This window comes from Streptomyces sp. NPDC018964 (assembly GCF_044390325.1).
Classification (GTDB): Bacteria; Actinomycetota; Actinomycetes; order Streptomycetales; family Streptomycetaceae; genus Streptomyces.
On sequence record NZ_JBIRYZ010000036.1, the window covers coordinates 15626 to 36849 of the forward strand.

Annotated in this window: 17 protein-coding genes and 1 pseudogene; 7 read left to right on the forward strand and 11 right to left on the reverse strand. The window is 74.5% G+C overall.

Annotated elements, in window-relative coordinates; translation table 11 throughout:
• Positions 1-112: 112 nt before the first annotated feature.
• Positions 113-373 carry a hypothetical protein gene (locus ACH5AO_RS35285; protein WP_398931951.1) on the reverse strand — a complete coding sequence of 87 codons (261 nt, stop codon included), beginning with the start codon at positions 371-373 and terminating at the stop codon, positions 113-115.
• A gap of 349 nt (positions 374-722) precedes the next feature.
• On the opposite strand from ACH5AO_RS35285, the gene ACH5AO_RS35290 reads away from it, so the two are divergent.
• Together ACH5AO_RS35290 and ACH5AO_RS35295 are read left to right on the forward strand one after the other, a co-directional pair.
• Positions 723-2057, forward strand: a complete 1335-nt coding sequence (locus ACH5AO_RS35290; RefSeq protein ID WP_398931953.1) for a S8 family peptidase — start codon at positions 723-725, stop codon at positions 2055-2057.
• Positions 2054-2302: a hypothetical protein gene (locus tag ACH5AO_RS35295; protein WP_398931955.1), complete on the forward strand. Its 249-nt coding sequence runs from the start codon at positions 2054-2056 to the stop codon at positions 2300-2302. The genes ACH5AO_RS35290 and ACH5AO_RS35295 overlap by 4 nt, the downstream gene beginning before the upstream one ends.
• A gap of 564 nt (positions 2303-2866) precedes the next feature.
• On the opposite strand, the gene ACH5AO_RS35300 is transcribed toward ACH5AO_RS35295, so the two are convergent.
• From ACH5AO_RS35300 to ACH5AO_RS35325, 6 genes are all read right to left on the reverse strand, one after another.
• Complete coding sequence (locus ACH5AO_RS35300; protein ID WP_398932018.1) at positions 2867-3430, reverse strand: hypothetical protein; 564 nt, start codon at positions 3428-3430, stop codon at positions 2867-2869.
• Positions 3431-3435: 5 nt separating this feature from the next.
• A complete protein-coding gene (locus tag ACH5AO_RS35305; protein WP_398931957.1) occupies positions 3436-4779 on the reverse strand; it encodes a DUF58 domain-containing protein in 1344 nt (447 codons plus the stop codon).
• Positions 4776-5774 carry an AAA family ATPase gene (locus ACH5AO_RS35310; RefSeq protein ID WP_398931959.1) on the reverse strand — a complete coding sequence of 333 codons (999 nt, stop codon included), beginning with the start codon at positions 5772-5774 and terminating at the stop codon, positions 4776-4778. The genes ACH5AO_RS35305 and ACH5AO_RS35310 overlap by 4 nt, the downstream gene beginning before the upstream one ends.
• Positions 5771-6340, reverse strand: a complete 570-nt coding sequence (locus ACH5AO_RS35315; RefSeq protein WP_398931961.1) for a hypothetical protein — start codon at positions 6338-6340, stop codon at positions 5771-5773. Before ACH5AO_RS35315 ends, ACH5AO_RS35310 begins: the two co-directional genes overlap by 4 nt.
• Positions 6337-7263 carry a DUF4129 domain-containing protein gene (locus tag ACH5AO_RS35320; protein WP_398931964.1) on the reverse strand — a complete coding sequence of 309 codons (927 nt, stop codon included), beginning with the start codon at positions 7261-7263 and terminating at the stop codon, positions 6337-6339. Before ACH5AO_RS35320 ends, ACH5AO_RS35315 begins: the two co-directional genes overlap by 4 nt.
• 201 nt (positions 7264-7464) lie before the next feature.
• Complete coding sequence (locus ACH5AO_RS35325; RefSeq protein WP_398931966.1) at positions 7465-9486, reverse strand: BTAD domain-containing putative transcriptional regulator; 2022 nt, start codon at positions 9484-9486, stop codon at positions 7465-7467.
• 154 nt (positions 9487-9640) lie between these two features.
• Between ACH5AO_RS35325 and ACH5AO_RS35330 the strand changes: the two genes are divergently transcribed.
• Positions 9641-10522 carry an alpha/beta fold hydrolase gene (locus ACH5AO_RS35330; RefSeq protein WP_398931968.1) on the forward strand — a complete coding sequence of 294 codons (882 nt, stop codon included), beginning with the start codon at positions 9641-9643 and terminating at the stop codon, positions 10520-10522.
• 368 nt (positions 10523-10890) lie between these two features.
• Here ACH5AO_RS35330 and ACH5AO_RS35335 read toward each other — a convergent pair whose 3' ends face one another.
• Positions 10891-12135 (reverse strand): MFS transporter, encoded by a 1245-nt coding sequence (locus ACH5AO_RS35335; RefSeq protein ID WP_398931970.1) that lies wholly within the window; start codon positions 12133-12135, stop codon positions 10891-10893.
• 133 nt (positions 12136-12268) lie between these two features.
• Between ACH5AO_RS35335 and ACH5AO_RS35340 the strand changes: the two genes are divergently transcribed.
• From ACH5AO_RS35340 to ACH5AO_RS35355, 4 genes and pseudogenes are all read left to right on the forward strand, one after another.
• Positions 12269-13204: a LysR family transcriptional regulator gene (locus ACH5AO_RS35340; RefSeq protein WP_398931972.1), complete on the forward strand. Its 936-nt coding sequence runs from the start codon at positions 12269-12271 to the stop codon at positions 13202-13204.
• 691 nt (positions 13205-13895) lie between these two features.
• Positions 13896-14233: pseudogene (locus ACH5AO_RS35345) on the forward strand (GAF domain-containing protein); the annotation flags it as partial.
• A 280-nt stretch (positions 14234-14513) separates the two neighbouring features.
• Entirely contained in the window at positions 14514-15980 is a 1467-nt protein-coding gene (locus ACH5AO_RS35350) for a membrane-associated oxidoreductase (protein WP_398931974.1), read from the forward strand.
• 188 nt (positions 15981-16168) lie between these two features.
• A complete protein-coding gene (locus ACH5AO_RS35355) occupies positions 16169-16600 on the forward strand; it encodes a hypothetical protein (RefSeq protein ID WP_398931976.1) in 432 nt (143 codons plus the stop codon).
• A 176-nt stretch (positions 16601-16776) separates the two neighbouring features.
• Here the strand turns inward: ACH5AO_RS35355 and ACH5AO_RS35360 are convergent, their stop codons facing one another.
• The 3 genes from ACH5AO_RS35360 to ACH5AO_RS35370 all read right to left on the reverse strand — a co-directional run bounded on the left by ACH5AO_RS35360 (position 16777) and on the right by ACH5AO_RS35370 (position 21042).
• Positions 16777-18198: a DEAD/DEAH box helicase gene (locus ACH5AO_RS35360; protein WP_398931978.1), complete on the reverse strand. Its 1422-nt coding sequence runs from the start codon at positions 18196-18198 to the stop codon at positions 16777-16779.
• Between the two features lie 487 nt (positions 18199-18685).
• Positions 18686-19363, reverse strand: a complete 678-nt coding sequence (locus tag ACH5AO_RS35365; RefSeq protein ID WP_398931980.1) for a hypothetical protein — start codon at positions 19361-19363, stop codon at positions 18686-18688.
• 719 nt (positions 19364-20082) lie between these two features.
• Complete coding sequence (locus tag ACH5AO_RS35370) at positions 20083-21042, reverse strand: DUF1152 domain-containing protein (protein WP_398931982.1); 960 nt, start codon at positions 21040-21042, stop codon at positions 20083-20085.
• Positions 21043-21224 lie beyond the last annotated feature (182 nt).

The window sequence follows — 21224 nt, forward strand, 5'->3', positions numbered from 1 at the left end:
CCTCGGACAAGGATCCTATGGACCGGCCGGCCCCGGTCGCAGTCGAGTATTCCGCGGCTGCCCGTGCGAACCCGTCGTGCGCCGGGGACGCGGGAGGCGTTCACCGGCTGTCTCACCGGCCTGCGGGCAACCGGGACGTCGGCGCGGGATGACGGGCGTCCTCGACCGGTACGGGCTGTGAGGAGGTGCGGGCCCGCTCACCGCGTACCGGGCAGCGCTTCTCCGGTCCTGGGGCGATCGTGCGTACCGGTCGTCCGGCCGCACGGGCGATCGGCTCGAAGTCGCGGTCGTAGCGCGGCAGCGTCAGCCCGGGCTTCTTCCGCGGGTCCTTCGGCGGTGCCGCGCCGGGGTGGACCGTGGCGTCGAGGCGCACCGCGGGATCCCCTCTCCCCCGCGTCCTGGAACCAAAGCCGCTGGAACCTCGTGGTCCGGCCTGACGGGACCCGGCGAAGCCCGCCCGCCAGGGCCGACCCGCTGTCAACTCCCGTACCGCGACCGGTACTCAGCGCCTCCGGAACGGCTGAAGCGGCGTCGTGTTGCGTGTCCCCGCACCCGGTGCGACGGTGGACAGGAGGGCGCTGCCCGGACGGCGGCCCGGCGGGGACAGCCCCGCAGGCGACAGCTCGCGTGTGGCCGAACGGCGACCCACCGCCCCGAGGGCCGGAGCTGTGTGCAGGCGCGCGTCCACCGGTCGGGGAAGCACACGGAAAGCGGGAAACCCCATGGCGAACGGACCCTTGGACAGGCATGCCCCCGGCGAGCAGCCGCCCCGCTTCAACGGGGTCCCGTCGGACCGGGGAACGGAGTACACCGGCCGGTACGTGGTCCTGCTCGATCCCGGCAACCAGGAGAACGGGCTGAACGCCTTGCGTTCCGCGGCCGACATCGCACTCGTGGAGCGGGTCAGCGGAGCCGGGACCACCGACGTCGCCGCACTTCTGGAGAACCCCGACGTATCGGTGTACTTCGAAGAACTCGGCGCCGCCGTCGTCGAAGTGCGGGCCGACCAGCGCCACGCGCTGGTGACCACGGCCGAGGCCCATCCGTCGATCATCGCGGCCGAACCGGAACGCATGGTCTACACCTCGGTGATCACCGCCCCGCAGCAGGCACCGACCGAGTTCTTCCCCGCCTACCGCAGTGACGAGGAAACGGTCGAGCGGCACACCAAGGCCGAGATGGCCGTCGCACAGGGCCCCGCGCTCGACGAACAGAGGTGGACATGGGGCCTCCAGGCGACCCGGGCCAGTGTGACCGGCCTGACCGGACGCGGTGTGAGGATCGCCGTCCTCGACACCGGCGTGGACACCGATCACCCGGACCTCGTCGGACGGATCGAGGACACGGCCTCCTTCGTGCCCGGTGAGACCGTCGAGGACGGGCACGGCCACGGCACCCACTGCATCGGCACCGCCGCCGGTCCGGCCGGCCCTCGGCAGGGGCCCCGCTACGGCGTGGCGACCGAGGCCCTGATACTCGCCGGGAAGGTGCTCAGCGATGCGGGCAGCGGCTCCGACGGCCAGATCCTGGCGGGCATGGCCTGGGCCGTCGCCCACGGCGCACGGGTGATATCCATGTCGCTCGGCGCTCCCGTCCGGCCGGGTGAGCTCTTTCCCCAGACGTACGAGCAGTTGGCCCGGCGCACGCTCCAGCGGGGGACGCTGATCGTCGCCGCCGCGGGCAACGAAAGCCGGCGTCCTCAGTCGGTCAGGCCCGTCGGCCGGCCCGCCAACTGCCCCTCCATCCTCGCGGTGGCCTCGCTCGACCCGTCGCTCACGGCATCGTCCTTCTCCTGCGGCGCCATCAACGGCGCGGGCGGTGAGATCAACATCGCCGCGCCCGGCAGGAACGTGCACTCGGCCGCCCCCGGCGGCGGGTACCGGTCGATGTCGGGTACCAGCATGGCCACACCGCACGTCGCGGGTGTCGTCGCACTGCTCGCCGAGGCCGACCCCGAAGCCGGTTCGGCCGACCTGGAAGCCGGCCTCCTGTCCGGTGCCTTCCCGCTGGCGCAACCCGTCGAGGACGTCGGCTCGGGTCTGCTCCAGGCCCCGTGAGCGGGTCCTCGCGGCCGGGGCCGGTCGGGGTCGTCCTCGCGGTCGACCCCGACCGGTTCGCGGAAGCGATCGAGGCCGCGCGGCGGGCCGGGCTCACCGTCACGGGTGAGCAGCCGGTTCTCGGCACGCTGTCCGGAACCATCGCCGAGGACCGGATCCCGGCTCTGAAGGAGGTCGCCGGAGTAGAAGCCGTGGACCGGGACCGCACCGTCCGCCTCCCCCCTCCCGACTCCCCGGTCCAGTAAGGGCGCGCGGGGAGGACGACGACGGCGCGGACGACAGCGCCCGCCGGAGGAACGGGCTCTTCGCAGGAGGCCGCCACAGGCGCTCCGCACCCGGCTCCGCTCGGCCCGGTGCCCCGGGAAGGCCGCGCTCGTGTTCCGGTGACCGTGCAGCGGGGCGCCCCCCGGTCCCCGGTCCTCCCGCCTCCGTCGAGCCGGGTCAGGACCAGGCCTCGGGCGTCCCCCCAGACAGCGAGCGGAGGATGTTCCGGCCGTCGGCCGCCGGTCCACGCCTCCGGCCGCCGGTGCCACCGCGCCCGTCGGCCGGCCGGACGCCCACCTGGCCGCTCGAGAAGTCGTCGCCGGTCATGCGGCGTCGTGGTGCTCGCCGATCAGGCCGCCTGGAATCCCGGTCCGCGGCACTCGGCGGGTGCGGTGGCCGTGCGCCGTGGCGTCGGGCCGTTCCACGCGAGTACCGGGGCCGAAGGGTCACTTCACCCGGCCACGGCACCCCCACCCGCCCACGGGGCGAACCCGGCGGACGAGGCCGCGCGCGCCGCCCGTCACACCCCGTCCGGCCTTCTCCTCCTACCTCCTCCCGCCCCACCACCGGGCACCCATCGCTCCTCCACCGACCACCGCCGTCCCCACCACCACACCGGCCGCGATCACCCGTCCCGGCCCGGGCGCCGGAACCATCGCGGCAGCCACCACGACCCCGGCCCCCGCACACGCTCCCACCGCCTCTCCCCACACCCGCGCGGCCCCGCGCCCCCACCTCCACGGCCATGTCTCACTCATCACCAGGTACGCGACCGACAGCACCACCACACCGGCCGCCTCCCACCACGCCGGGTCCCCGAACGCCGCGATCACCACCACACCGCCCGCCAGCACGGTCGTCCGGTGCCGCAGCAGGACGTGGGACCAGCGCACCGACTCCAGCGACGGCCGCCGGTCCAGCGCCGGCGCCGCCCACACCGCGAAGACGACCGCGCATCCGAACAGCACCGCCCCGCGTACCCCGCCCGCCGTCGCCCACGGCCGCCACGCCATCACGACGGCCGCGACCCCGATCACCCGCACCGGCACGGTCCCGGCCCGGTACCGCGCGTACTCCCGAAAGGCCGTCCGCGCGCCGAGCGCCGTCATCGCGCTCACCCCCGTCCTCCGATCCGCCCCGACAGCAACGGTGCCAGCGCCAGGTCCAACGACTCGCCCACGACGTGCCGCAGCACCGGCACCCCGCTGTCGCGCAGGGCGAACCGCATCGCGTCCCGGTCCGCGTGCCACAACCGCAGTCCCAGCTCGCCCGCCGTGTCACCGGGTTCGACGTGCGGGTCCCCGCTCGGGATCTCCACGACGACCGGCCGGCGCCCCCTTCCCTGAAGATCCCGCAGCACCTTCAGCACCCGTGCGTCGCTCAGCGGGGTGAACACGTACACCAGAGCGCCCTGCGGCAGCGCGGGCGGCGGCACCCGCTCGAGCCCGGGCCCGTCGAACCGCTGGTCCTTGCGGACGTCGAGGACACTTTCGACGATGCGGTAGAACGCCGCGTCCCCGGTCCTCGGCGCCAGCCACCGCGTGGTGCCCCCGGTCGAGACGACCCCCACCCGGTCGTGGGTGCGCAGGTACGCGCGGGCGAGCCCGGCGGCGGCCCGCACCGTCTCGTCCAGGGACGACACCCCGGTCGCCGGGTCGACGACGTCCCCGAACGCGTCGAGCAGCATCACCGTGTCGGCGGCCCGCTCGGCCGCGAACCGGTGCAGTTGTACGGTCCCGCGCCGGGTCGTCGACGGCCAGTGGATGCGCCGCTGCCGTTCCCCGGACACCCACGGCCCCACCCCGATGACCTCCACGCCCTCTCCGGCCTGCGGGGAGGCGTGCTCGCCGAGCCGCTGCGGCAGCCGCACCGGGATCGGGGTGAACCGGGCCTGCGCGGCGTGCGGGAACACGGACACCTCGGCCGCCTCGACCCGCACGGTGCGGCGCGCGGTGCCCCCGGCGTCGTACACGTCGAGGTCCACCGGGCCGAGCGACCAGCGTCCCCAGCGCAGCGCGGTGTGGCGCAGCGTCACCGTGGACGGGCCGACGACGACCTCGTCGAGCCGCAGGCCCGGGCCGAGGGTGACGCCGGGGTCGAGACGGACGGCGCCGCCGTCGTGCGCCACCGAGATGCGGAGGGTGACGGTGTCGCCCTCGAAGCAGCGTTCCGGTTCGACGGTGGCCGACGTCTCCACACGACGGACCCGGGTGCGCGGCAGCGCGAGCGCGAGCAGCACCAGCGGCGCCGCCGCGAGCGCGAGCAGCCACGCCCGGCCGGTGAGCAGAGCGGCGGACAGCGCGACGACGGCGACGGTCAGCAGGCGCAGGGTCCGCTCGCCGGGGCGCGGTCCGCCGGGCGGCGGGGGCGGTGGCTGCGCCGGACCGCTGCGCCCTTCCAGGGCGCGGACCACCGCGGCGCTCGGCCGCGGCGCGGACTCGGGTGCGGGCGGGGTCACGACGGCAGAGCGGCCGTACGCCGCGTGGACGGCGTGCCGACGCTGTCGACGATCTCCCGCAGCACGTCGTCCGTGGACATCTCGCGCACCCACAACTCCGGCCGCAGCGACACCCGGTGGGCCAGCGCGGGCACCGCGAGGCTCTTGACGTCCTCCGGAACGACGTAGTCCCGGCCGTCCAGCACGGCGCGTGCGCGCGCGAGTTGCACCAGGGCGAGACCGCCGCGCGGTGAGGCGCCGATGCTGATCTGGGGGTGGTCGCGGGTCGCGCCGACGAGTGCGACGGCGTACTCCAGCAGGTCGTCGTCGATCTCCACGCGCTCCACGACGGCCCGCCACGCCATGACGTCGGCCGGTCCCGCGAGCGTCCCGAGCACGGCCTCGGGTGCGGCCCGGTCGATCCGGGCCCGCAGCATCGCCAGCTCCTGCGGGGCGGTCAGGTAACCCATCCGCACGCGCAGCTGGAACCGGTCGAGCTGGGCCTCGGGCAGCGAGTAGGTGCCCTCGTACTCCACCGGGTTGGCGGTCGCGATCACCAGGAACGGGTCGGCGAGCGGCCGGGTCTCGCCGTCCACGGTCACCTGCGACTCGGCCATCGCCTCGAGCAGCGCGGCCTGTGTCTTGGGCGGTGTCCGGTTGATCTCGTCGGCGAGCAGGAGGTGCGTGAAGACAGGGCCGGGGTGGAACACCATCTCGCCGGTGCGCCGGTCGTACAGCGATGTTCCGGTGACGTCCGACGGCAGCAGGTCGGGCGTGAACTGGATCCGGCGGAAGTCCAGGCCGAGCGTGGTGGCGAAGGACCGTGCGAGGAGCGTCTTGCCGAGCCCCGGCAGGTCCTCGACGAGGACGTGCCCGCCGGCCAGCACGGCCAGCATCACCAGTTCGAGGGCGTCCGACTTGCCGACGACGGCACGGCCGATCTCCCGCAGTACGGCACCGGCCTGCTCGCCGACCTGCCCTGCGGTGCGGTACTGGGGCGTGGAGGGACTCGTCACGTGGTTTCTTCCTTATGGGTACGAGGGGTTCGTGTGCGGGGTGTGCCGAGTTCCTCGAGCCGGTCGACGAGACGGCGCAGCACATCCAGGGGAACGTCGCCGTCGGGCCCGGTCCGGGGTGTCTCGTGCCCCAGCCACGGCCACAGTTCGGGTCCGATCAGCTCGGCGGCGCGCCGGGGCTGGTGGTCGAGCGAGACATGGTGGTGCTCGGCGAGGACGGCGGCGTACAGGCGGCGCAGTTCGGGCCGGAGCACCGCGCGGTAGTAGAGGGCGCCGTCGGATCCCGTGGCGGTCCGCACGTTCCGCCGCCACTCCCCCATGCCCGGTGCTCGCGTCCCCAACAGCCGTACCTCGCCCCGCCGTCCGGAGTCGAAGGCGCCCGCCCCCACAACGTACCGGGCAAGGACCAGTGCCACGACGACGAGCACGGTCACCACGGCACCGGCCGCCTCGGCTCCGTCGAGGAGCAGGACGAGCAGGACGCCGGAACCGGCGATCGCGCCGCCGAGCAGCCCGAGCCGGAGCAGCGTGAACGTTCCCGGCTCCGGGGCCGTGAGCCGGTTCACCGCGCGGCCTCCCGGTCCTGGAGCAGCGAGGCGATCTCCCGCAGGGCGTCGGCGGCGGCCCGGTGGTGCGAGGCGTCCATCGGGTGCGAGGAGTAACGGGCCTCGTGGAACAGCGCGGTGAGACGCGGCGCGGCCGGAGTCGGGGCGAGGCCTGCGCCGGCGGCACGGGTGAGCAGGTCGGAGGGGCTGTCGGAGGCGCGCCGCTGCACGCCGGACGCGACGAGGGCGTCCTCCATCGCGGCGTAACAGGCGATGACGGCCGCCCGGGCGTCGCCGGTGTCGGCCAGAGCGCGCCGGCCCGAGCGTACGGCGGACAGGAGCAGACGCGCGTCGTCGTCCTCCGCCGGGGTGCCCGCGAGGCCGGGGCGCGGCGGCACCGTCAGCCCGCGCCGTCGCAGTCGCCGTACGACGGCCACCGCGACGGCCACGAGGACCACCGCGGCCAGCAGGCCGAGCAGGAGGTACAGCGGCAGGGACGATCCGTGTTCCGACCCCTCGCCGGGCGTCGGCCTGCCGGGGGGCCGCGAAGGGGGCGGCGGTCGGAGGCCCACCGGGGAGGGCCGCGGTGTGCCCTCGCGGTCGAACCGGTGCAGGACCAGGGCCAGGACGCCGATGACGCCCGGGCCGGCGAGCAGCAGCGGCACGGCGGCCTGCCGCAGCCGCTCCTCGCCCGGTGACAGTCCGGTGCGGTCGGCGCCGAGCCGGTGGCGAAGACGTCCGGTGGCGTACATGACCCCCACCGCCCAGGTGACGGACGCCCCGATCACGACGGTGCCCCCGTGGCCGAGCGGTCCCTTGCCGGAGTGCAGCAGCCCTTCGGCGGGCCGCAGCACGAGGGCGGCGACGGCCAGCGCCCCGACGACTCCGACGGCCGCCACCGCTCCGGGCACCGCCCGGTGCCCTTCCCGCTCCCCTTGTTCCATCCCGTCCCCCGCTGAACGAACCGTCCCCGAACGTCAGTTCACCGCATCCTGACACATTCCGGGTCGCCCTCCACGGCACGGTTCGCGTCTCCCGCGCATCCCGCTGAACAGTCACTCGACGGACGCCCCGCGTCCACTCCGTCGTCATCCCGTCCGCGTCGGATTCACCGGACTCGTCCGACTCGGAGAGAAGGACGGGGCTCACACGCCGAGGGCCGCGTCGGCGGCCCGCAGATGGCGTGCGACCGGGCCGAAGGAGACCAGGCCGCTGCCGCCGCCGGCCGACTCGCCGTCGGCGGCGGCGAGTTCGTCACGGGCGCGGCGCAGGGCCTCCTGGTGTCCCACGGCCGCGGCGGTACGGGCCAGTACGCACCAGAGCGCCTCCTGGAGGTGGTCGTGGGGTGGCCGGGGAACCGTCGCGAGCGCCTGCCGGGCCCGCTCGGTGGCGCCGGAGGAGGCCAGCAGCAGGGGGACGAGCCACGGCCGGTAGGGGCCGGCGTCGAGGCCGGCGAAGTCGTCGGGGTCGGGCAGGGTGCCGTCGCGCATCGACGGGACGAGCGCGACGAGGGCGGCCGCTCCCCGGGTGAGTCCGGGCATGCCGTGGCCCGCGGTCTCCGTGAGGAGCTTCGCGTACCGGGGGCGGGCCGCCGGCCATCCGTCGGTCTCGCAGGTGCGCAGGGCCCGGTACCAGGAGGTGAAGACCGCGGCGAGGGGCCGTTCGTCGCGGTGCGCCAGCCGGTCGATCTCCTCGGCCTCCGCGTCCGCCGCCGCGAGGTCGCCGAGACCGGCGAGGGCCTGGACGCGGACGAGGCGGCCCAGGACCTCGTGGCCGGGCAGGTGGTGGCCGACGGCCAGCCGGGTCAGTTCGGCGCCGAGGGCGTCCCGGCGGGCGGCCGAGCCGCAGGTGGTGAAGGACTGCATGAAGGCGCCGTTGAGGGCGAACGCGAGCACCGCGGGGTCACCGAGGCGGCGGGCGAGGCGGACGGCCTCCTCGGCGGCGCGTTCGGCGCGCAGCCGCCACGGTTCGGCGGCGGACGCGGCGGCCGCCCGGGGAAGCGGCGCGTCCGCGGCGGCGTCGCCGCGTGACTCGACGGCGACGACCGACAGCAGCCGGGCCCGCAGTGCGGGCGGGCCGTCGGGGCCGAGCCGGGCGGCGGCGCGGGCGGCAGCCCGGACGTGTCCGCCGGCGTCGGCGGGGTCGTCGGCCCGGGTCCAGACCGCCGGGACGTCGTAGGAACCGATGATCCTCGCGGCCAGCTCCGTGTCCCCGGTCGTCTCGGCCGCGGCGACCAGCTCGCGGCGGTGTTCGCGCGCCTCGCGCAGGCCGTCGGCGCCGGTCACCGCGAGGTCGCGCAGCAGGCCGGCGGTGGCGTGCAGCCGGGCCCTGGACCGGGCGGGCACCGAGCGGTCCCACGCGGCGGCCGTGCGGTCCCAGACGCCGTCCGCCGCCCCGGCCGGCTCGGTCGCGGAGCCGGTGGTGCCGCTGAGTATGCGGGCTTCGGCACGCGTCAGAGCGGTTCCGGTGTCCGGTCCGTACGCGTTGCTGAGGGCCTGACGGGCGTGGAGCAGGGTCTCCAGGGCCTCGCCGCGGCGGCCGGACCGGTCCAGGGCGGTCGCCAGCAGCACCCACCCGTCCTCCCGCGCCGGGTGCGCGGTGACGTGGGCGCGCAGATCGACGACGGCGTTCCGGGCGGCGCCGGTGGCCAGGAGGGCGTCGGCGCGGCGCTCGACCGCGTCGAGGCGGAGCGCCTCCAGCCGGGCCTGTTCGGCGGCGGCCCACGCGGCGGCGGGGAAGTCGGCCAGGACCGGCCCGCGCCACTGGGCGAGCGCCCGGTCCCACAGGGCGACCGCCGCGTGCGGTGGCGCCTCGGCGGCCCGCGCGGCCGCGTCCTCGAACCTCCAGGCGTCCACCGCCTCGCGTCCGGCGCGCAGCACGTATCCGGGGCCGTCGGTGACCAGCAGCCGTGACGGATGCCGGGGAGGGCGCCCGGGTTCCAGGGCGCGGCGCAGCGCCGCGACGAAGGTGCGGAGTGCGCCGACCGCGCCGGCCGGGGGCCCGTCCTCCCACAGGTCGGCCACGAGCCGGCCGACCGGGACCACCCGGTTGCGGGCGATCAGCAACCGCCCGAGCACCTCCCGGTGACGGGGCGCGCCGAGCGGCAGGGGCGCGCCGTCGGGGTCCCAGGCGGCGACCGGCCCCAGCAGTCCGAACTCCACACCCACGGCACGGTCCCTTCGAGCGCGGCGCCGTCCCCGGGGGTGCCGCGTGTCCACTCATCGATCGCTGATCCGGGGCCCGCAGCCTGGGTGACGTCCCCGGACGCCCCGGGCCGCCGGGCCCGGAACGTCCACTCTGCCACGAGCCGCAGGAGTCGCCGTGACCCACCCGAGCATCCCCGGATTCACCGAGCACCGCGTACCGGTCGGCGACGGCCTCGCGCTGAACGCCGCCGTCGGCGGCAGCGGTACCCCGGTCGTGCTGCTGCACGGTTTTCCGCAGACCCACCTGATGTGGCGGCACGTCGCCGCCGATCTCGCCGCCGACCACACCGTCGTCTGCCCGGACCTGCGCGGCTACGGCGCCAGCGACAAGCCCGCGGAGAGCGGCCCGGACGTCTACTCCAAGCGCACCATGGCCCGGGACGTGGTCCGTCTCGCCGCCCGTCTGGGACACGACCGCTTCGTTCTGGCCGGTCACGACCGCGGCGCCCTCGTCGCCTTCCGCGCCGCGATGGACCATCCGGGCACCGTGTCCCGGGCGCTCTTCCTCGACGTCCTGCCGACCCTCGACATGTGGCACGCCCTGCACGGTGTGTCCGGCGCGGTCGGCTTCCACCTGTATCTGATGGCCCAGGCCCCGGGCCTGCCGGAACAGATGATCGAGGCGTCCGCCGACGCCTTCTTCGGCCACTTCCTCGACGCCTGGACCGAGGCCCCGGAGGCGATCCCCGCCGATGTCCGCGCCCACTACCTCGCGGCGTCCGCGGCGGCCGTGCCCTCCATCGTCGCCGACTACCGCGCCTCGGCCGGCGTGGACGTGGACCACGACACCGCCGACCGGGAGGCGGCAGGCCGGCTGGCCATGCCGGTCACCGTCCTCCAGCGGGACTGGGGCGCGGCACTCGGCTACCACGCCCAAAAGCTGTGGAGCGCCTGGGCCGGGGACCTGCGGCACCGCACGGTCTCCTGCGGCCACTTCATGGCCGAGGAGGATCCCATGCTGGTCGCCGGTGAGATCCGGGCCCTCCACGACCGCTGACGACCACCGCCCCGCTCTCCTCCCCAGGCGGTGTACCCGGCTCGCGTCGTCGCGCCATGGCCGGGCCGACGGCGTGCTCCACGGCGGCGCGGGGAGCCGGAGACCGTGCCGGGGCGGCCGGTTCGGGATCGTCCGGCCCGCCCTCCGATGCCCAGCGCAGTCGGGTGCACGGCAGTCGGCACCGCCCCGAGCACCGTGGGCTCGGACTTCATGCGCGTTCGACGCACGGGGCGCCCCGGAGGTCGTCCACAGGCGTGCCTGTTTCCGTGGGTGCGCCCGCGGGGGTCGTCGGCCTCTTCCCGCGAAGGTGGGCCCGGACGCGCCCGGCCCACGCCCCGGCCGGCCGACGCGACCCGATCGCGCAAGGGTCATGAGTTCCGTGCCGGTTCCGGTCCGGCGGGAAGGGCTTCCCCGCGGCGGCGCAGCAGCAGCAGCGGGGTCGCCAGCAGGAACACGCCGGCCAGTCCGATGGCCGTGCGCGGGCCGAGCAGGCTGCCCAGTACGCCCCACAGGGCCGTCAGGAGGGCGGTCGTGGCCCTGGTCGTCACCGTCCAGGCGGTCAGTGTGCGGGTGATCCGGCCGGTCGCGACGCGCTGGAGGCGGTAGGTGGCGTGGACGGGGTTGAAGACCCCGCAGCAGAGGATGAGCCCGAACTCGACGCCGATCACCAGCAGCAGTCCGCCGGTGCCCGGTCCCAGGAAGACCAGGCCGATGGGCCAGACGGCACGCAGCGACCCGGCCGCGACCAGGACCTGGTGCTGCCCGAAGCGGGTGACGAGCGGCCGGGCCAGCCGCGATCCGAGCAGCCCGCCGATCGAGGGTGCGGCGAAGGCGAGGCCGTACTGCCACGGTGCGAACCCCAGCTGTCCGAGCATCTGGACGGCCAGCAGCGGCTGGACGGCCATCACCAGGCCGTTGAACAGGGCGGTGTTGAGGAACAGGGGACGCAGGGCCGTGTCGGAGAGGATGTACCGCCAGCCGTCGAGCAGGTCCCCGGCGCGCACGCGTGCGGCCTTCCGGCGCTCGGGCCGCGGCTCGTGTCCGCCCGCCGCCCGGATGCCCAGAGCCGAGAGCAGGTGGCTGACCGCGTCGGCCACCACCGTCACCACCGGACCGAGCAGCCCGATCGCCACGCCGCCCAGCGGCGGTCCGAGGATCGTGACCGACCAGGCCGTGGACTCCAGGCGGGAGTGGGCGACGAGCAGGTCCTCGGCCGGCAGCAGGTTCTTCAGGTAGGCACCCGAGGCGGCGCGGAAGGTGATGTCGGCCGCCGCGACGACGACCGAGACCAACAGGAGCTGAGGGAAGGTGAGCGCGCCGAGCACGAACGCGGCGGGGACCGTCAGCAGCGCCGCGCACCGCGTCAGGTCCGTCGCGATCAGCACCTGCCGTTTGCGGCGGAACTCCACCCACGGGCCGAGCGGAACGGCCACGGCCGCGCCCGCCGCGGCCCCCACGGAGGACAGCGCGGCGACCTCGGCCGGCCCGGCGTGCAGCACCTGGACGGCGATCAGCGGGAACGCGCCGAAGGCGAGCCACGTGCCGAGCGCGCTGGTCCCGTACGCCGCCCAGAACCATCCGAACCGCCGGCCCAGCCGGTGTCCGCTCCTCATGCCCGGTCCCCCTCGTCCTTCACCCGCACAACCGGTCCGCGATCGGGAGTATCCAAGCGAGGGCGGTGGCCTGGGATCAAACAACCGGAGGATCGCGGGTCACAACCACTGGTTGTGACATTAGGGTGTCGGCGTGGACCTCGACGCCGTACGGACCTTCGTCACCGCCGCGGACGCGGGGCGGTTCCAGGAGGCCGCCGCCGAGCTGGCGGTCACCCAGCAGGCCGTGTCCAAGCGCATCGCAACGCTGGAACGCGACCTCGGCGTGCGGCTGTTCATCCGCACCGCCCGCGGCGCCCGGCTCAGCATCGACGGGCAGGCGTTCCTGCCCCACGCGCGCGAGCTGCTGCGCGTCGCCGAGCGCGCGCGGGCGTCCGTGCGCCCCGGCCACCGTCCGCTGCGCGTCGACGTGATCGCCTCGCGCAGCGCGCCGTCGGGTCTGATGCGCGCCTTCCACCGGGCCCGTCCCGAGATCGACCTCGACGTGGTGTGGCTGTTCGACATCGAGACGGCCGTCGCCGCCCTCCGGTCCGGAACGATCGACGCGTCCTTCCGTGCCGTCGCCATGCCCGGCCGGCCTCTTCCCGAGGACATCGAGTCGGTCCGGGTGCTCGACGAGCCGCTCCAGCTCCTCACCGGTCCTGCCCACGCGCTGGCGGGCGCCCGGTCGGTGACCGTCGCGCAGCTCGCCGGGCACCGGATCTGGATGCCCGGCATCGTCCCCGGGACCGAGTGGGCCGCCTACTACGACGACCTCGTCGCCGAGTTCGGCCTCACCATCGAGGCCACCGGCCCCAATTTCGGCTCCGACGCGCTCCTCGACACCGTCGCCGACACCCCGGCTCTCGCCACCTTCATGAGCGAGGGGACCCGTCTCGTCTGGCCGGCCGGCCACGACCTGCGCCGCATCCCGGTCACCGACCCGACCCCCGTCTACCCGCACTCGCTCCTGTGGCACCGTGACAACCCGCACCCGGCGCTGGCCGTGCTCCGCGCCCATCTCGCCGCCGTGTCGGCGGGCCACGACGCCGCCGGGACCTGGACACCGGGCTGGGTGACACCGCGCTGAACGCGGGCGCGGTCTGTGGGGCGATCGGCTGTTGCGGCGTTCCGCTCAGGGCCGGAAGGCGGCGGCCCTGACCCCGGCCCCGGTCGGGACGACACCTGTGACGTGGTCCATGGCACGTCGTACGGCAGGCTTCTCGAAGGCCGACATGCTGATCGGCCTGGTGATCATCGTGGCGAACTCCCTGATCAAGTGACGGACGCTCTCGCCGTCGCCCTGCCCGGCCCCCGTCCGGGGGATCCCGGCGCACCGGACGGCCTCCGGCGAGCATCGGCACCAGGGTCGTGCGGGTCTCGACGGCCGTGTCGGACCAGGAGGCGCGGCCTCCGCGCCGGCCGCGGTCCGCATGACGCCACGACGTCCTTCGACGGACGCCGTGGCGGTCTCATCGGGCGGCCTGCGGTACTCCCGTTCAGGACTGCGGTCGCTTCCCGTGGTTCGCCGCGTGGTTGCGGCGCGACTTCTTCTTGCGGCGCCTCTTCGAGGACATGCGCGTCTCCCTGGTGACATACAGCCGTGAGACCACGTCTCACCCGGCGGTTCCCGGACCGGCGGACGGCGACGGCCCGTCCGGCAAGTGTTCCTCGCGGCACCGGGCCCCGCCACTCGTACGCCGGCCGGCCAGGCCGCCGGAGCCGGGGCCGCCGGGCCGGCGGCGACGGCAGGAACCGCCCTCGTCGACGCGGTTGTCGCCCCGCGCGCGCCGGGCACGGCGGTCGCCGTGGGCCGTCCGGTCCAGGTGTTCGCGGCCGAGCACTTCGTGCGGCGCGTACAGCCGTGGACGTGCGCGGCGGCCCCGGTCCACGATCCCCGCACCGGACGGCTGCTCGGTGCCGTGGACATCACCGGCGGGGACGGTCTCGCGCATCCGTACAGCCTGGGGTTCGTACAGGCCGTGGCACGCGCGGCGGAGTCCCGGCCTGCGCTGCTCGCCCCCGGAGGCCGGACTGCCGTCGGGCCCGGACTGGCGGCACTGGGCCGTGACGGGCGGTGCTGACGACAGAGGGCCGCGGAATCCGGCTCACGCGGCGTTCGGCGGCTACAAGCAGTCCGGGATCGGCCGGGAGACGCACAAGATGATGCTGGACCACTGCCAGCGGACGAAGAACCTGCTGGTGTCGTACTCGTCGAAGAAGCTCGGGTTCTTCCAGGAACACCGAGACGGGTGCCTGGAGCGGAAATCGCCCTCCAGGCGCCCGTCATGTCCGAACGAAAAGTGTCCGGAGTGCTCGCGCTGCTTCACGGGTCCGAAGTGGAGACCGTGCCCGGTACGGCAGTTGACAACTCGAACGCAGCACATCAAAGTCCCGGCGTGAGCGAGATCAACGATCTGACGCCGGCCGAGACGCGGGTGTGGCGCGCCTTTCCGCGAGGCGAGTCCGTGGACTTCCGCGCCGCCGAGAACGAGGATCCGGCACTCGGCGGCGCCTGGGGCACCGAGCGGACCGTACGGGCGAGCGTGCTCCGGACGCTGCTGCTCAGGGTTCCGCAGGAGGAAGGGGAGATCGCCGCGCTCAGGATCACGGGGGCGCGGATCACCGGCGTCCTGGACCTGAAGTACGCCACCGTCGCCGCCGCCGTCCGGTTGAGCCACTGCCACTTCGACGGCGCTCCCGAGCTGTACGGTGCCCAGCTGCGCCAGCTCAATCTGAGCAAGTCCGTTCTGCCGGGCCTGACCTCGGCGGCTCTGCGGGTCGAGGGGGTGCTGCACCTGACGGACTGCCGGATGCTGGGGCCGGCGCGGCTCGGCGGGGCGCAGATCTCCGGGCCGCTGTTCATGGAGCGGGCGCGGTTCACGGCACCGGACGACTCCGAACCGGCGCTGCAGCTCAACCAGGCGGTGATCGGAGGTGACTTGTGGGCGCCGGAGATGCGCGCGCACGGACAGGTACGGCTCACGGGCGCCTCCGTCGCCGGACGGATCAACGTTCAGGACGCCGAGTTCGACAAGCCCGACGGCACCGCGCTGGACGCGCAGAACCTCGAGGTGGGAGGCCATGTACGGGCGCGGTGCGTACGCGTGCGGGGCCGGGTCGAGCTCCGGGGTTCGCGCATACCGGGCCGTCTCGACCTGCTCCACGCCCGCCTGTCGCACCCGGGGGACACCGCCCTGCGGGCGAGCAGTTGTGTCATCGGTGAGCTCTGGCTGCGCGGGGGCGATCGCATCGAGGGGGCCCTGAATCTGCGGCGCTCCCAGATAGAGATCCTGACCCTCGAGCCGGAGATGCTGCCGGACCAGGTGCACCTCAGCAACCTCACGTACACCGTGCTCGCTCCGCACGAGCCCGCCGAGCGCCGTCTTCCGATGCTGGAGCGGGACGACGACCGGTACGAGCCGTACGGTTACGAGCAGTTGACGGCGGCCTACCGCCACGTCGGTGACGACGACGCGGCCCGGCTCGTCCAACTCGCCAAGCAACGCCGCCGACGCACCACGCTCACCTGGTACGGACGGCTGTGGGGGCACGTCCAGGACGTCACCGTCGGCTACGGCTTCCGTCCGTCGCGCGCGGCCGTCTGGCTGCTGTCCCTCATGACCATGGGATCGGTCGCGTACGGCCTGGACCACCCACGCCCCGTCAAGGCGGACGAGGCTCCTGACTTCAACCCCGTCTTCTACACCCTCGACCTGCTCCTGCCGGTCATCAGCTTCGGCCAGGAACCGGCGTTCGCCCCTGACGGCTGGCACCAGTGGCTGTCGTACGCCCTGATCATCACCGGCTGGATCCTGGCGACGACGATCGTCGCGGGCGTGTCCCGTACGGTCAGCCGCCAATGACCCCGTTCAGCCGGTCGAGCACGTAGTCGGCGGCGCGTCCCCGTCCGTTGCCGGCGCGGCGGCCGGGGAGTGAACGTGGTCCGTGGACTGCTTCGGACCGGTCACGGCCGTGGGGTCGCCGCGCCTCTCGTACACCGCACGCGTGACGGCGTCGGACGCCGGCACCGGCGGTCGGGCATGATGCCGTGGTGAGCACCATCGTCGAGTTCTTCATGGCGCCGGACGACGCGTCCGCCGCTCTGGCCCTGCGAACCGGCCCGAGACGCGCCGAGTCGCTCTCCTTCGGCAACTTCGATGCCGAAGAGGCCGTGGTCGAGTGGGAATGCCTTCTCGTGGGTGGCGGTTTCGAGGAACTCGTCGAAGCCGGCGAGCCGTGCGTCGTCGCCGGCCGGGACGATGCCGGGTGTGTCGTCTTCGCCGTCTCGCCCCGGCTGTCCGCCGCACTCGCCGACGCCGGGCGGTCCCGGCTGCGGGATGTCGCCGTCGCGTGGGCCGCGTGGCGCGCGGAGGACGGCGAGGTGATCGGCACGGAGATCGCCGAAGTGATCCTGAGGGATCTGGCCGCTCTCGCCGGCGATGCCCGCCGCCAGGGCCAGGGTGTCTACTGCTGGGTCGCGTAGGGCTTCGGGTTCGGCGCCGGATCGTGACGGACGTCGCGGTGGCGGTGGCGACGGCCACGAGGCACGCGGGTGCCTCACCGGCCGGCAACGCGCTCACGTGTCCGGACCCGGTGGGTCACTTCGCGGCGGTGTCGCTCGTGGACGAGGACGCCGCCCGGCGGTCCGGGCGGCCGGGGTCAGCCGCCGCGCCGTACCCGGGCCGCCTTGCGGGCCTCCGCGAGCTTGCGGGCCTCGCTGCTCTTGCGGGACGGCCTGCCGCCGGAGCCGCTCTTCGCCTCCTTGGTGCTGCCCAGGCCGCGGAACGGGACGTTGGGGTTCTTGGGGCGCGCCACGGCCGGCCCGCCGTCGAGGGACTCCCCGGAGGGGGTCCTGGCGCCGGTGATCCGGCTCAGCTCCGCCTCGCCGGACCGCACCTTGGTGACCTTGGGGGCGACATCGGCGTCCGCCATGACCTGGCTGGTCTCGCGGCGCTGTCCCGGCACGACGAGCGTCACGACGGTGCCGGAGCGGCCGGCCCGCGCCGTGCGGCCCGCGCGGTGCAGATAGTCCTTCGGGTCGGTGGCCGGGTCGACGTTGACCACGAGGTCGAGGTCGTCGACGTGCAGGCCCCGTGCGGCGACGTTCGTCGCCACCAGCGCGGTGACCTGCCCGTTCCTGAACTGGCTGAGGGTCCGGGTGCGCTGCGGCTGGGACTTTCCGCTGTGCAGGGCGGCGGCGGACACGCCACTGGCCCGCAGGTGCCGCGTGAGCTGGTCGACGCCGTGCCTGGTGTCCAGGAACAGCAGGACGCGGCCGTCCCGGGCGGCGATCTCCGTGGTCACGGCGTACCGGTCCGGGCCGTGCACGACGAGGACGTGGTGCTCGATCGCGGAGAGCGCGCCGGACGAAGGGTCCACGGAGTGGACGGCGGGGTCGCGCAGGTAGCGTCGCACCAGCTGGTCGACGTCACGGTCGAGGGTGGCGGAGAACAGCATCCGCTGCCCGTCGGGGCGCACCTGGTCCAGGACCTCGGTGACCTGCGGCAGGAACCCCATGTCACACATCTGGTCGGCCTCGTCCAGGACCACGATGCGCACGCGCCCCAGCCGGCAGCCCCCGCGTTCGACGAGGTCGTGCAGCCGGCCGGGTGTGGCGACGACGATCTCGGCGCCGTCCCGCAGCGCGGCGGTCTGCCGTCCGACGGATACTCCGCCCACCACGGTCGCGAGCCGCAGTCGCAGCGCCTCGGCGTACGGGGCGAGCACCTCGCCGACCTGCTGCGCGAGCTCCCTGGTGGGCACCAGGACGAGCGCCAGCGGCTCCTTCGGCCGCGCGCGCCGCCCCGCCGTCCGGGCGAGCATCCCCAGGCCGAAGGCGAGCGTCTTGCCGGATCCCGTACGGCCCCGGCCCAGGACGTCCCGTCCCGCGAGGGCGTTCGGCAGCGCGGCGGCCTGGATGGGGAAGGGCACGGTCACACCGTGCTCGTCGAGCACCCGCAGAACCTCGGCCGGCAGCCCCAGCCGCGCGAAGGACGCCGCGGTGGGCAGCGCCGGAGCCGCCTCCGACGCCTCGGGCACACGGTCCTGCCGCCGGGCACCGGTACGTGCTGATTCGCTCACGGAAAGCCTTCCTCCGAGGGACCGTACCGAGGAAGGCCCGGCAGGGACGCGGTCACCGGCCGGGACACCGACACGGCGACACCGCAAACAGCCAACGCTAGCACGGAGCACGCCGCGGGCCTCCCACGGCCGCGCCGCTCGGCCGAGGAACAGCGACCGGCCCCGCCTGCGCGGATGGTCCCGGCACGCCCGGACCACAACGCCTCCGCCCGCGGAAACAGCCCCGCCCCGGACCTCGCGGACGCCAGGAGACGCTTCGGACGACCCGCGCCGCGCGGTGGCACGGGGCCACTCCCGCGTCGGCACCCGGCGCGGCCCCATCCACCGAGACCCGGACCGGGAGCGGACCGGCTTCGCCGCTCCCCTGTCCGGAGGGTTCATCGCGCTTCGGGCGACCCGGCCTCGAACGGCGTCCCCGTGGCACCGCTTCCGGCGGGTGTGTCCGGCGCACGTCCACCGTGCCGGCGGTACTCACCTCCACGAGGACTCAGTCGTCGTCTCCGGTGTTCCCGCTCGGCAGGAGCCTCTGGCGGGCCCAGAGGCTCAGCAGCGCCGTTCCGCCGGCCACCAGCGGTACCGGGTCCTGGGCGAGCGGAGCCAGCACGTATCCCAGCGCCGTGACCGTGCAGACCGTCAGGGGGACGAACGCCGCCGCGCCCTCCATCCCCCACCGCAGCGTGGGCTGAGCGATGCCCAGGGCACTCGCCCCGCCGGGCACCCAGGGGCCGGCGGCCAGCACCAGCAGTCCCGCGGTGGCGCAGGCGTCGGCCGGCTCGCAGGACATCAGGCCGGGGTCGTGCGGGCCGACCGTCCACAGGCGCAGGGTGTCGCCGGCCAGGAGGAGGGACAACCCGGCGATCCCGACCCACAGGGTGGCTCTCTGGTCGCTCCGTACGAGACGGCGCAGGGCGAACAGGAAACCCAGGAACACGATTTCCGCGGCCCACAGGACACCGACCATTCCCGTCCCCGGCCGCCAGCCGTCACCGGCGCCCCGCAGCAGTACCCATCCCGTCATGAACACGGCCCCGGCGACGACGACCCCGTCGAGCACGCGCCGCAGCAGTACGTGCCGGCCTGCGCCGGCGTCGGCCGCGACCACCAGACCGGCCATCCCCAGACCGACCGTCAGCATCACTCCGGCGATCACCAGGGAATCCGGCAACGACCGTGCGTGCCCTTCCGAAGACGGAGGCCGGGACAGCGCGACGACCACTCCCCGGTACACGCCTGCGGCCACCGCGGAACCTCCCAACAGCAGCAGACGCGTCCGTACCCGCCCGCTCGTCCCCCTCGCGCGGAGCATCAGGGAGGCCGCCAGCCCCCAGCAACCGGCGGAAGGCCCGAAGGCCACCGTCCGCGTCACCGCGCCACCGGCGGCCCACGCCCCACCGAACGCCAGCACGGTCCCCAACGTCAGCGCGGTCCCCACGAGACATGCCACGCCGGCCGCGCCCCACGTCCGACGGCGGCGGCCCGCCGGGGGCCCGGACACGCCCGGTGCCTTCCCCAACCCCGACATCAGGCGCGCCTTTCCACCGGTCTCCCGTCCGCGGGGCCTCCCCCACGGCCCCCCGGTTCCTTTCGGCCACCGTAAAGACCTGGGTGCCGGCTGCGAACGGAACCGTCGGTTCATTCACTCGTACTGCGTACTCGGCGCACGGAGCACAGGCGTGCCCGTCGCCTTCGGCGGTCACCCGCCCACCGGCACCGGTCCCGGTGGGCGGGTGACCGGCTTGCGCCGGACCGGGTTGTGCGGCCCGGAGCCGGCCGAGGCCGCCGGGTACGCCGCGAAGGCCTCCGCCCGGAGCGGCGCGCGGATCCGCGGTCCTGACCGCCGTCCCGCCGACGCGCGTTCACCCGTCCCGGGTCGGTCAGGAGCTCTCAGTGGGGGAAGGTGCAGGGCGGGCGGGTCACCGTGGATTCGCGGAACTCGGCGATCCGGGAGTGGACCTGGCGCATCAGACGGGTGTCCTCGATCCGGTCCAGGTAGAGGCACCGGGCGGCCAGGCCCGGCAGGTCGAAGGCGAAGTACAGGGACATCAGCGGGTTCACGAACAACTCGCCGCCCCGAGTGCGGTCGGTGAACCGGACGTCGCCGAACGAGCCGCGGACGGCTGCCGCGATCGAGCCGTTCACGATGCTGGGCCGCTCGGGCGTGTGGTGCTGGGCGTGCGCCACCGCGTCCAGGTACAGGGCGCCTTCACGGGTGGCGCGTGGTATCGAGAACGCGCCGAGGTAGGCGCCGTCGCGCTCCAGTGCGGCGATGTTCTCCAGGACCTGTACGTGGTTCACGCCGTGGTGGGCGTCCACGCCGAAACCGACCGACACCACGAGCCGGTCGGGTATGCCGTCCAGCGCGGCGAGCGCCGCCACGCTGGTCAGGTCCTCCTCCGGTGTGCCGAGGCCGGCTTCGTCACCGCGCAGCAGGATGTCGGTGCCGCCGTCGACCAGGACCACGGCGTCGACGCCGTGCAGTTCGATCAGTGCCCGGTAGGCGTCACGCAGCGGGCGCACGCCGGTCTGCGGGAAGGCGTACACGGTGGACGGGTAGCCGTGCAGGCGCAGCCACTGGGCGAGGGTCCGCTCCGGGAAGTAGCCCTGGTGCGGGGCGGAGTCAGGAGTGACGGCGGCGAGGTCGTCGGCGGCCCAGTGGTCGGCGGGAAGACCGGCGAGCGCGCTGAAGGAGAGGTTCGCGAGGTACACCTCTTTTCCCTGGTGCAGGAGGGAGAGGGCCAGCGGCAGGCCGGAGTAGACGTCGAAACCGCCGCCCGCGCCCGCGACGAGGATCCGTTCGGAATCGGCGAGCCGGGTGAAGAGCGGGTTGGTGTGGAGAGAGGTCACGACGGTCATTGTCGTCCGGCGCCCTTCGGCCGTGCCGCACGGTGCGGGACACGGGTGCGCGGAGGTGTCGCGGGAATCCTGTGGCCCGGTGGCGGAAGGGCCGGACGGGGGCCGGGCACCTGCCGCGAACCGGCGGCGGCAGGTCCTCGTCCTCGCGCGGCCACGGGTGCCGCGCGAGGAAC

What these genes read in the sequence shown, in the direction of transcription:
- ACH5AO_RS35290 (WP_398931953.1), top strand. Translation starts at nt 723, where the DNA reads ATGGCGAACGGACCCTTGGACAGGCATGCCCCCGGCGAGCAGCCGCCC.
- ACH5AO_RS35335 (WP_398931970.1), bottom strand. Translation starts at nt 12,135, where the DNA reads ATGAGGAGCGGACACCGGCTGGGCCGGCGGTTCGGATGGTTCTGGGCG.
- ACH5AO_RS35300 (WP_398932018.1), bottom strand. Translation starts at nt 3,430, where the DNA reads ATGACGGCGCTCGGCGCGCGGACGGCCTTTCGGGAGTACGCGCGGTAC.
- ACH5AO_RS35320 (WP_398931964.1), bottom strand. Translation starts at nt 7,263, where the DNA reads ATGGAACAAGGGGAGCGGGAAGGGCACCGGGCGGTGCCCGGAGCGGTG.